The sequence below is a fragment of the Nesterenkonia sp. F genome (assembly GCF_000220985.1).
GTDB lineage: Bacteria > Actinomycetota > Actinomycetes > Actinomycetales > Micrococcaceae > Nesterenkonia.
In genome coordinates this window covers 1-11,271 of sequence record NZ_AFRW01000076.1, presented here as the reverse complement: position 1 = coordinate 11,271, position 11,271 = coordinate 1, and the positions used below count along the sequence as shown (strand labels likewise).

Annotated in this window: 10 protein-coding genes; 8 read left to right on the top strand and 2 right to left on the bottom strand. The window is 72.7% G+C overall.

What is annotated here, in order from left to right:
- Nucleotides 1-48: 48 nt before the first annotated feature.
- Entirely contained in the window at nt 49-867 is an 819-nt protein-coding gene (locus GU5_RS0105985) for an RDD family protein (RefSeq protein WP_010524672.1), read from the bottom strand.
- Nucleotides 868-1,013: 146 nt separating this feature from the next.
- Between GU5_RS0105985 and GU5_RS15855 the strand changes: the two genes are divergently transcribed.
- From GU5_RS15855 to panD, 4 genes are all read left to right on the top strand, one after another.
- The gene (locus tag GU5_RS15855; protein ID WP_010524671.1) at nt 1,014-1,910 is read left to right on the top strand and encodes a stage II sporulation protein M; all 897 of its coding nucleotides are present in this window, start codon (nt 1,014-1,016) and stop codon (nt 1,908-1,910) included.
- 162 nt (nt 1,911-2,072) lie between these two features.
- A complete protein-coding gene (locus GU5_RS17000; RefSeq protein WP_010524670.1) occupies nt 2,073-2,594 on the top strand; it encodes a hypothetical protein in 522 nt (173 codons plus the stop codon).
- A gap of 191 nt (nt 2,595-2,785) precedes the next feature.
- Nucleotides 2,786-3,520, top strand: a complete 735-nt coding sequence (locus tag GU5_RS14275; RefSeq protein ID WP_010524669.1) for a TIGR01906 family membrane protein — start codon at nt 2,786-2,788, stop codon at nt 3,518-3,520.
- Between the two features lie 248 nt (nt 3,521-3,768).
- On the top strand, nt 3,769-4,191 hold the full coding sequence (panD, locus tag GU5_RS0105970) for an aspartate 1-decarboxylase (protein WP_010524668.1): 423 nt from the start codon (nt 3,769-3,771) through the stop codon (nt 4,189-4,191).
- A 138-nt stretch (nt 4,192-4,329) separates the two neighbouring features.
- Here the strand turns inward: panD and GU5_RS0105965 are convergent, their stop codons facing one another.
- Complete coding sequence (locus tag GU5_RS0105965; protein ID WP_010524667.1) at nt 4,330-4,974, bottom strand: VOC family protein; 645 nt, start codon at nt 4,972-4,974, stop codon at nt 4,330-4,332.
- A 160-nt stretch (nt 4,975-5,134) separates the two neighbouring features.
- Between GU5_RS0105965 and GU5_RS14270 the strand changes: the two genes are divergently transcribed.
- The 4 genes from GU5_RS14270 to GU5_RS14265 all read left to right on the top strand — a co-directional run.
- A complete protein-coding gene (locus GU5_RS14270; RefSeq protein ID WP_010524666.1) occupies nt 5,135-6,073 on the top strand; it encodes an SURF1 family protein in 939 nt (312 codons plus the stop codon).
- Complete coding sequence (locus GU5_RS0105955; protein ID WP_010524665.1) at nt 6,066-6,557, top strand: DUF3817 domain-containing protein; 492 nt, start codon at nt 6,066-6,068, stop codon at nt 6,555-6,557. Before GU5_RS14270 ends, GU5_RS0105955 begins: the two co-directional genes overlap by 8 nt.
- 174 nt (nt 6,558-6,731) lie before the next feature.
- The gene (gene guaA, locus GU5_RS0105950) at nt 6,732-8,282 is read left to right on the top strand and encodes a glutamine-hydrolyzing GMP synthase (RefSeq protein WP_139084339.1); all 1,551 of its coding nucleotides are present in this window, start codon (nt 6,732-6,734) and stop codon (nt 8,280-8,282) included.
- Between the two features lie 47 nt (nt 8,283-8,329).
- Nucleotides 8,330-11,271: DUF4011 domain-containing protein (locus GU5_RS14265; RefSeq protein WP_010524663.1), on the top strand; the 2,942-nt coding region annotated here is incomplete at its 3' end.

The following is an 11,271-nucleotide window of genomic DNA, read 5'->3' as shown; positions in this document are numbered from 1 at the left end:
GTCCGCGCCGGTCCGGACATGGCGGACGGGGCGGACGGGGCGGACGGCTCAGGTGTAGGGCAGCGCGTGCAGCCGCCGGCCGAGCCGCGCGCTCCGCTCCTGCCGGCGCACCAGCCGCCGATACTCGCGGTTGCGCCGCTCGGCCATCACCGCGGTGAGGAACTCCACGGTGCTCGACGGCGGGGGCGGCGGCATCACGTGCGGGCGCAGCTCGGCGGCCAGCTGGTCGGCGCTGCGCCGCAGCGCCTCCGAGTCCACGGCCTTCCCGCCGGAGTCCAGGCGCTGCAGCAGCCGGGAGATGCGCAGCGCGAGGCCGTCGGGGACGCGGCCGACGTCGGCGATCTGCGTCCATGAGGACAGGTGCTGCGGCACCGGGAGCATCATCGGCTTCGTCCGCGGCTGGCGGGTGAGCACTCCGTAGGTGCCGGCGAGCATGTCGCCCAGGCGTTTGCCGCGGGAGTTGAGCAGTCCGCAGAGCAGCGGCAGCAGGCCCATGCTCAGCACCACCTCGGGCCAGAGCAGCAGCCCGCGGACGGTCGCATGGCGCAGCCGCACCGGGCCGCCGTCGTCGCGGACGACCCGCACGCCCAGGATCAGCCGGCCCAGCGAGCTGCCCCGGGAGAGCGTCTCCACCGTCACCGGGGCGATGACGAAGCAGAGGACCAGCGTGCTCAGCATGGCCGCCTGGGTCAGGGCGGGGTCCAGGGCGACGGTCATCGTCCCGGAGAAGGCGCCGAAGAGCAGCAGGATCGCGAGATAGGCGGCCACATAGACGGCCACGTCGATCATCAGCGACAGTCCGCGGACGATGACCGAGGCCGCCGGCAGGTCCAGCTGGACCGCCTCACCGGTGATCACTGTGCGCATGCGGCCAGCCTAGCGGCTCGTCGGCGCATGAGCTGAGTTAGGGTCGGGGATGTGGACATCGATGCCTTCGTCGCCGTGCACCAGGGGGGAGTGGGACCGCCTGGCCGAGCTCTCCTCCCGATCGCGTCCGACCGCCGACGAGGCGGATGAGCTGCTGCGGCTCTACCAGCGCGCCTCCACCCACCTGTCGATGGTCCAGGCCCATCGACCCCGGCGGGCCGGTCGCCGCCGGGCTCTCGGCGCGGCTGGGCCGGGCCCGCAGTCGGCTCACCGGCGGTGGGGACAACCTGCTGGTCAGCATCGCCCGCTTCGTCATGCAGGTGCTGCCGGCGGCCTTCCACCGGGTCGCCGTCCCGACGGTGGTCATCGGCGCGCTGTTCCTGCTGGTCTCCGGGGCCTTCGCGCTGTGGACCCAGCACCACCCGCAGATCGAGCTGCTGATGTCCGACGAGGCGCGGGCCGCCTACGCCCGCGACGACTTCGTCGACTACTACTCGGACCACCCGAACGCCTCCTTCGCCGCTCAGGTGTGGACCAACAACGCCTGGATCGCCGCGCAGGAGGTCGCCCTCGGGGTGACCGGCGTCTGGGTGCCGGCGGTGCTGCTGGTCAATGCGCAGGGCCTGGGGATCTCCGCCGGGGTGATGTTCGAGCAGGGCGAGGCCTGGACCTTCTGGGCCCACATCCTGCCGCACGGCCTGATGGAGCTCACTGCGGTCTTCGTCGCCGGCGCCGCCGGGCTGCGGATCTTCTGGGCCTGGGTCGCGCCGGGACGACGGCGGCGACTCACCGCGCTGGCGGAGGAGGGGCGCCGGCTGATCACCGTCGCGATCGGTCTGACCGCCGTGCTGCTGGTCAGCGGCGTCGTCGAAGGCTTCGTCACCCCCAGCGACCTGCCGACTGCGGTGAAGATCCTCCTCGGCGCGCTGGTGCTGGCCGGTTATTGGACCTACACGCTGGTCCTCGGCGGTCGAGCCCGTCGGGCGGGCATCACCGGCGACCTGGCTCGGTACGACACCGGAGTCCACGAGCTCACCGCCTGACCGCCGGTGAGGCGGTCCGGGGGAGGCGGTCCGGGCGCGGAGCGTGGGCCCGCGACGCGGCCGGAACGGCGCGGATCCTCGACTCTCCGGCAGGTCTGACCGGGTGCGACGGGCTCTTCCCCGTACCCTCGACAGTGGACATCACTGCGTGGAGAGGCAACCATGAGCGCGAACTCACAGCGGCCCGAGGACGGGGAGCCGCAGGACACCGGAGGCGGATTCGAGTCCGGCCTCGACTACGGGGCGTTCGTCGAGGACGCGCCGGACTATCCGGAGGACCGGCCGGACGCCGAGGCGCCGCAGGAGCCGGAGGGGGGATCCTCCGAAGCCCCGGACGGCGCCGGCGCGGATCCGGCGTCCGACGCCGAGACGACCGGGCGTGCCGCCGCCGGCGAGCAGCCCACCGAGCCGATCGGCCGGGCGCCCGCACCGGCCGCCGAGGAGCAGCCCACCGCCGCGATGCCGCGCACCCCGGCCTCCGACGACGCGACGCGTCCGCTGGGCGACGTCGCGACGGAGGCGACCGGCACGCAGCAGTCGGGCTCCCCGCAGGCCGACTCGGCCTCGACGCCGACGCGCCCCCGACTCCGGCGCCGACTCCGGCGCCGGCCGCGGGCTCCGAGCCGACCTCCGATTCGCGGCCGGCGAGCCCCGGCGCCGGGGAGCAGGAGACCGCCACGCTGAGCGCGGCCCGCGACCCGCAGCCGACCGATGCCTCCCGCGACCTGCCCTATGAGCCGGCCGCCGCGGGCGCGGCCGGTGCGGCCGGCGGGTCCGCAGTCGTCGGGCGCACCGCCGCCGACGAGGCGATCACCGATCAGGATCTCGACGAGGAGGTCGCCAAGGACAAGCGCGGGGCCTCGCGTCTGCTCCAGGTGCTGCTGGCGATCATCGCCCCGCTGCTGGTGATGGCCGCGGCGGTCCGGCTGGTGGCCTCGCCGCTGTTCGTCTGGCTGGAGTACCGGCTGCCGCACTTCCCGGCCGACGAGCTCGGCTTCGGCACCGACGACCGGGTCCTCTACGGCTCCTACGGCGTGGACTACCTGTTCAACGGCGCCGACTCTCGGTACCTCTCGGAGCTCGCCGTCGAGGGCGGCCCGCTGTTCACCGAGGCCGAGGTCGGACACATGGCCGACGTCAAGCGGATCATGGTCATCGGCATGGCCGCCGCGGTGGTGCTGCTGATCATCACGCTGGTCTTCGCGCTGCTGCTGCGCCGGTGGCGCCCCGGGGCGGTGGCCCGCGGATTCTTCTCCGGCGCCTGGGTGGCGCTGGTGCTCGTCGCCGCGCTGGTCACGCTGGCGGTGCTGGGCTGGCAGGACTTCTTCGCCGGCTTCCACAGCGTGCTCTTCGCCGAGGGCAGCTGGCAGTTCCCGGCGGACTCGACGCTGATCCGGCTCTACCCGGCGCAGTTCTGGATGGACGCGGCCATCGGCGTCGGCGGTCTCGTGGTGCTCATCGCGCTGCTGCTGCTGATCATCACCTGGCCGACGAAGAAGCGCCGTGCCCGCCGGCGGGCACGACTCGAGGAGGTCCAGGCGGTCCGCCGCGAGAAGCTGGTCGCCGAGCTGACCAAGGACGCCGAGTACTCCAACGCCGCGCGCGGCTGAGCCGACCGCGCCGTCTCCATCGCAGAGGTCCGGGTCCGCAGGGGAATCCTGCGGGCCCGGATCTCGTTCTACCCGGTGTTCGACCGTGTGCTCGTGCCGGGCTGATCAGCGGGTCGCCGGCATCCTGCCCGGCCGGCACGTCCAGTACACTGTCGGGGTCTGCGGGCCTCCGCGGCGCGTGCCAGGCGCGCCGTCCGGCCGTCGAGACCACGAGCACGACCGACTCCTCTGTCGAAAGCGAGCGCCTCATGCTGAGAACCGTCATGGGCGGCAAGATCCACCGCGCCCGGGTCACCCAGGCCGACCTGCACTATGTGGGGTCGATCACCGTGGACCAGGACCTGCTCGACGCCGCCGGGATCGTCGAGGGGGAGAAGGTCCAGGTCGTCGACATCACCAACGGCGCGCGCCTGGAGACCTACACCATCGCCGGCGACCGCGGGACCGGCATCATCGGCATCAACGGCGCCGCCGCGCACCTGGTCGGCACCGAGGACCTGGTCATCATCATCTCCTACCGCATGGGCACCGACGCCGAGATCGCCGAGCACGTCCCGCAGGTCGTCCACGTCGACGCCGACAACCGGATCGTGCAGCTGGGGAACGACCCCGCCGAACCCGTGCCCGGCGCGGCCGATCAGCTCTCCCCGCGCAGCCCCCTGCCGGCCTGAGTCGGACCTGTGCTCGGACGGACCGCCGGCCGAGCACAGTCGGAGCACGTCGCGCCGTCGGGGACGCGAGGCGTGCCGCGCGGCGTCGACGCCGCGGCGGAGACGCGCGCCTGAGAGCCGCCGGTGAGGCGGCGCGCCTCAGATCGTGACGTCGCCCTGCGGGGAGCGGAAGGTCACCGACATGATCCCGGGAGTGCCCGAGGGAGCGACCCAGTCGACGTCGACGTCCTCGAAGGGATCGGCGTCGGGGCAGGCCAGCCAGTCGGCCACGCGGTCGCGGGAGCCGGCGATGGACAGACGGACCAGCTCTGCCTCCGGCTCGTAGGCCTGCGAAGGGTGGAGGTCCTCGGTGCCGTCGTCCCAGCGCAGCAGGTAGGGGACCTGGGGGTCGGCGATGAGCCCCTTGATCCCGATCTGCTGCCAGGTCAGCTCCTGGCCGTCGGGGAACTTGCGATTGCCGGGGACGGCGCGGCGGCCCAGCCGCTCCTCGAAGGGGGTGAGGTCGTCGACGGTGACGCACCAGCCCATCCAGCCCCCGCCGACCTGCGAGCGGTTGCGCACCGCCTGGCCGAAGGGCGCCTTGTCCGCCGAGGGGTGGTCGAGCACCTCGACGACCTCGAGATACTGCCGATTCGCCAGCGGGATGATGGCGTTGCGCGTGCCGAAGCGGGGATGGATGCCGCCCCTGACGCGCTCCACCCCGAGTGCGGACACGATCCGGTCGACCGTGGCGTCCATGCCATCGGGGCCCACCGCATAGGAGACGTGATCCAGACGCATCATGGGTGCATTCATGACCCCATCCTGACACCGCCGTGGTCCGTCTCACGAATCCGAGCCGGATCATGACGCCGGCCGCTGACCTGGAGCGATATTCTACGGCATGTAGAAACACCCGGTCGGCGGCACGCGGCGCGGGGCCGACGGCACGTATCCTGGTCAGGTGCTCAAGACCGCCCTGCAGCCGAGATGGCTGGCGACCCTCGCCCTGGCGCTGATCCTCGCGACCGTGTTCGTGGTGCTCAGCGCCTGGCAGTTCGGCCGCTCGCAGATCGACGACGACGCCACCGGTGCGGACCCGGCGACGGCCGGCTCCTCGCTCGAGGAGGCGCTCCAGGACCCGACGCCGCTGACCGAGGTGATCCGGCCCGGCGAGCCGATGGGCGGGCCGCAGGCCGACAGGGTGGTCAGTCTCCGCGGTGAGTTCGTCGAGGGCACCGAGGTGCTGATCGACCAGCGACTCCAGGGCGACCGCGAGGGATACTGGGCGGTGGCCGCCTTCGCCGTCGACGGTGCCCCGGACGGTCAGGTCATCCCGGTGGTCCGCGGCTGGGTGGCCGATCCCGACGACGCCGACGCCGCGCCGTCGGACGAGGAGCTGACGGTGGTCGGCCGGCTGCTGCCCACCGAGGCGCCGGAGGCCGAGCCGCGGCCCGACGGCCGCGTGCTGCCCTCGCTCTCGGTGGCGGAGCTGATCAACCGCTGGGACGTGTCCTCGTACTCCGGCTTCGTCGTCGCCTTCTCCGCCCAGCCGGCCGGGGCGGCCGATCCGACGGGGGAGTCCGACGGCGCCGAAGTCGACGCCGCCGCGGAGGGATCGCCGCTGGAGAGCGTCTGGGTGGGTCCGCAGCCGGAGGGCCCGCAGATCCACTGGCTCAACGTCTTCTACGGTGTCGAGTGGACGGTCTTCGCCGGTTTCGCGTTCTACCTGTGGGGGCGGCTGGTCAAGGACGACCACGAGCGCCGGCTGGAGGAGGAGCGGCTGGATCGCGAGTGGGAGGAGCAGTGGCGCCGCGAGCAGCTGGCCCGGCGCGCCGAGCAGTCCGGCCGCCCGGCCGGAGACGCAGGATCTGACGGACCCGAGGAGCAGACCCATGACTGACCAGCCGACCCCCGACGACCTCCCGCCCGCCCCGCCGCGGCCGAGGCGGCGCCGCTTCCAGGGGACGATCGCCCAGATCTCCGGGGCGCTGGGCTTCTACCGCGTCTGCGCCTATGTCACCGGCGTGATGCTGCTGCTGCTCGTGGCCAAGATGATCATGACCTACGCCGTCGGCGTCGAGCTCTACGCCGGCGGCACCGCCGAGGACGGCGCGGCCAACGCGCTGGGCTTCCACAGCATCGGTTCGGTGGTCGGCGGCCAGGCCGTCTCGTACTGGGTGGCGGTGGTCCACGGCTGGATCTATGTGGTCTACCTGATCTCCGGCTTCCGCCTGTGGTTCCTGATGCGCTGGCCCTTCGGCCGGCTCGCGACGATCGTGCTCGGCGGCGTGGTCCCGTTCCTGAGCTTCATCGTCGAGCGGCGCATCGCCGGGGAGGCCCGCCGCGAGATGGAGGAGAACCCCGAGGCGGCTCGCCGATACTGAGACGCCCCGGGCGATGACTCCGTGGAAGGTGCGGGAACGCGCACGCTTTCCCGCACCTTCCACGGAGTCATCGCTGGTCCCGCGCCGTCGTCGGCGGCATCGTGGGGCGTCCCGTAGGATGGACGGGTGACTTCTCAGCCTGCTTCCGAACGGCCCTCCCACGAGGCCCAGACCGTGCTGGTCGTCGACTACGGCGCCCAGTACGCCCAGCTCATCGCCCGCCGCGTGCGCGAGGCTCGCGTCTACTCCGAGGTCGTGCCGCACACGCTGACGGCCGCCGAGATCCTCGAGCGCCGTCCGTCCGCGGTGATCCTCTCCGGCGGTCCGGCCAGCGTCTACGCCGACGGCGCCCCCTCGGTGGAGGAGGAGCTCTTCGCCGCCGGGGTGCCGGTGCTCGGCATCTGCTACGGCTTCCAGGCGATGGCCCACGCCCTCGGCGGCGAGGTCGCCCGCACCGGTGACCGGGAGTACGGCAAGACCGAAGTGCGGGCGAGGAACGCCCCGCACTCGCTGCTGTCCGGCACCGACGCGACGCAGACCACCTGGATGAGCCACAGCGACTCCGTGCAGGCCGCGCCGGAGGGCTTCGAGGTGCTGGCCTCCTCCGAGGGCGCTCCGGTCGCGGCCTTCGCCGACGACGACCGCCGGCTCTACGGCGTGCAGTGGCACCCCGAGGTCCGCCACTCGCCGCAGGGTCAGAAGGTGCTGGAGAACTTCCTCTACGACGGTGCCGGACTGACCCCGGAGTGGACCACCGGCAACATCGTCGAGGAGCAGGTCGCCGCGATCCGCGAGCAGGTCGGCGACGCCCGGGCGATCTGCGGACTGTCGGGCGGCGTGGACTCCGCCGTCGCCGCCGCGCTGGTCCAGCGCGCCGTCGGCGAGCAGCTGACCTGCGTGTTCATCGACCACGGCCTGCTGCGCGAGGGTGAGGCTGAACAGGTCGAGCGCGACTTCGTCGCCGCCACCGGCGCGAAGCTGCACGTCGCCGACGAGCGCGAGCGCTTCCTCACCGCCCTGGAGGGCGTCTCCGATCCGGAGCAGAAGCGCCGCATCATCGGCCGCGAGTTCATCCGTGCCTTCGAGGACGCCGAGGCCGCGGTGCTCTCCGCGGCCCACGCCGAGGGCGCGAAGGTCGACTTCCTGGTCCAGGGCACGCTCTACCCCGACGTCGTCGAGTCCGGCGGCGGCGAGGGAGCGGCCAACATCAAGTCCCACCACAACGTCGGCGGGCTGCCGGAGGACATGGTCTTCCAGCTGGTGGAGCCGCTGCGGGCGCTGTTCAAGGACGAGGTCCGCGCCGTCGGCGCCGAGCTGGGGCTGCCGGCCGAGATCGTCCAGCGCCAGCCCTTCCCCGGGCCGGGGCTGGGCATCCGCATCATCGGCGAGATCACCGAGGACCGTCTCGAGGTGCTCCGCCGCGCCGACGCGATCGCGCGCGAGGAGCTCACCGCCTCCGGGCTGGACCAGGACGTCTGGCAGATGCCGGTGGTGCTGCTCGCCGACGTCCGCTCGGTGGGCGTGCAGGGCGACGAGCGCACCTACGGCCACCCGATCGTGCTGCGCCCGGTCAGTTCCGAGGACGCGATGACCGCCGACTGGTCGCGGCTGCCGCATGATCTGCTGTCGCGGATCTCCAACCGCATCATCAACGAGGTCTCCGAGGTCAACCGAGTAACCCTCGACGTGACCTCGAAGCCCCCGGGGACTATCGAATGGGAATGATCTAGCATCATCGTCCACGAGAAGGTGATCCTGCCGGAAGGTCAGAAGTGAGCAGAGACGACACGAGCACCGCCGGACCGGCGGTGCACGCAGACCTGGTCAGCGCGGAGCGCACGGAGCAGGCCGTCGACCACGCCGCGGCGCGGGCCGACCACGTCGAGCGTCCCGCGGATCCGGTGATCGCCTGGGCGGAGTCGCTGGACTCGGGGGCGGAGAACGACACGATGCTGCGCTTCACCCCGTCGCGGCAGAATGCCGTCGACCTCACCGACGCCAACTCCTCGGGCCTGATGCAGCTCTTCGCCGGACGGCGCACGCGTCTGTCGACGCTGCTCAACGAGGACGCCGCCTTCGCCGCAGGGCGTGAGGCCGCCGCGGCGATCCGCAACAAGGTCCGCGAGATGTCCGAGGAGCGCGGCATCGAGGTCGGGCATCTCGCCGCCGGCGTCGCCGGCTGGACCGAGGAGACCGCCGCCGGTGCCGAACAGTTCACCGCCCCGGTGATGCTGGTGCCGATCTCGCTGCGACCTCGGCCCGACGGCGACGACTTCGAGGTCCAGTTCACCGCCCCGGCCCGGCTGAACCCGGCGCTGGCGCGGCATCTGGCCGACCGCCACGGGCTCTCGCTCGACCCGGCCGAGTTCGAGGCCGCCGGATACGCCACCGCGCGCTTCGACCCCTCGCGCACCTCCGAGCTGCTCGGCCGGCTGGCCGCCCGCCGCGCCGGAGAGCCCGAGGCCGGTGACGGCGCGCTGGGCTCGCTGCAGGTCTGGCGCCAGGTCTACCTGTCGACCTTCGCCGACGTCAGTGGTCTGGACCGGCCCTCCGGGCTGGACTCGTCGCATCCGGTGCTGCGGGCGCTGGCCGCGTCCGAGCCGCTTTCCCAGCCGGAGGCGGACGCCGAGGCGCAGTCGGCGCCGAGCCTGGACGATCGCGATCCGCAGGACGAGCGTCTCGTCGTCGACGCCGATGCCGATCAGCAGGCGGTGCTCGATGCCGTCGATGCCGGACAGTCGATGGTGGTGACCGCCCCGCCGGGCACCGGACAGACGCAGACGGCGGTCAACGCCGTCGCCGCGCTGGCCTGGGCGGGCAAGCGCACCCTGGTGGTCTCCGAGCGGGCCGCCGCGCTGGAGGAGTTCACCCGCCGGCTCTCGCAGGCGCGGCTGGGCACGCTGGCGCTGCAGGTGCCGGCGTCGACGACCACCGAGGACCTCCGGCAGCAGCTCATCCGCGCGATCAAGCGGGTCGAGCGCTCCGAGCCGCCGCGGCTGACCGGTCTGCAGGCGAAGCTGCGCGAGCGCCGGCACGAGCTCGTCGACCATGTGGACTCGCTGCACCAGGTGCGCAGCCGGTGGAGCTGCTCGCCCTACCAGGCCATGCAGGCGCTGGCGGCGCTGACCTCGCTGAACCCGGCGCCGTCGACGAGCGTGCGGCTGAAACGCTCGGTGCTGGACACCACTGTGGACCGCAGCCAGGTCACGGTGAAGCTCGCGCGCGCCGCCGAGCTCGGCGCCTTCTCCGCCGAGACCCGGCGCAGCCCCTGGTACAACGCCCGGCCGCGGAACCGGCAGGAGACCGACGACGCGGCAGCTCTGGTCGCTCGGCTGCGCGAGGAGCTGCCGCGGCTGAAGGGCCACATGGAGACCGCGGCCGCGGTCACCGGACTGCGCCAGGGGACGTCCTTCTCGGACTGGCACGCCCAGGTGATGCTCTTCCAGCGCGTGCAGGAGTCGCTGGGGAAGTTCACCCATGATGTCTACACCAAACCGGTCGACGACCTGATCGCCGCCACGGCCCCGGGCTGGTGGCGCAAGCAGCACGGCGTGGAGATGACCTCCATCGCCCGTTCCCGGCTGCGCCGGGTGGCCAAGGAGTACATCCGCCCCGGCGTCTCCATCCATGACCTGCATTCCTCGCTGGTCGAGGTCCAGGCCGAGCGCGAGGAATGGGCCGAGCACGCCGTCGACGAGGTCCGGCCGAAGGTCCCGAAGAACCTGGACCGGCTCGCCGACGCGGTGGGCACGGTGCAGACGCATCTGGAGAAGCTCGTCGAGGTGCTCGACCCGGACGTGGCCGAGCGGCAGATGCACGGCGTCCCCGGCGGCTCCCGGCCGGTCGGCGGCGACGGCGCCGGGGAGTCGGCCCGCTCCGGACGCCGGACGCTGCTGGACATCCCGTTCGCCCGCATGGTCGACGTCGTCGAGGCCCTCGCCGAGGACCAGGAGCCGCTCGAGACGCTGCCCGAGCGCACGCTGGTCACCGAGCAGCTGCGCGAGCAGGGCTTCCGGGAGCTGATGGAGGATCTGGCCGAGCGCGAGGTCCCCGCCGAGCGCGTCGCCGACGAGCTGGAGCTGGCCTGGTGGCAGTCCACGCTGGAGGCGATGATCTCCGGCGACGACTATCTGGCCATGACCTCGGGGGAGAACCTGCGAGGCATCGAGGCGGAGTTCCGCGCCGCCGACGCCGCCCACATCGAGGCCGGCGCCCGGCGACTGGACCACAGCCTGTCGGTCCGCTGGAAGTCTGCGGTCGAGGCCCACCCGGAGGCCGCGTCGCGGCTGAAGGAGCTGCTGCGTGACGGCAGCCCGACCGTGGCGGCGCTGGACGAGGTCGCCGACGAGCTGATCCAGCCGCTGGTCCCGGTCTGGACGAGCTCGCCGCTGGGTCTGGTCGAGCAGTTCCCCGAGGATCTGCGCGCCGACGCGGTGGTGCTGCTCGACGCCGAGTCGCTGTCCGCGTCGTCGGCGCTGGGCGCGATCACCCGCGGCCAGCAGGTGATCGCCTTCGGCGACCCGGCGACCGGGGCGCCGAAGCCGCTGCAGATCGCCGCCGACCCGGTCGCCCCGGCCGTCGGCCGCGAAGTCCCCGAGTCGATCCACGACCGGCTGGCCCGGGTGCTGCCTGTCCACTGGCTGCGACGCGTGCACCGCGGCGTGGACCAGGAGCTCACCGAGCCTGCTCGTCGGAGGAGATCTACGACGGCGAG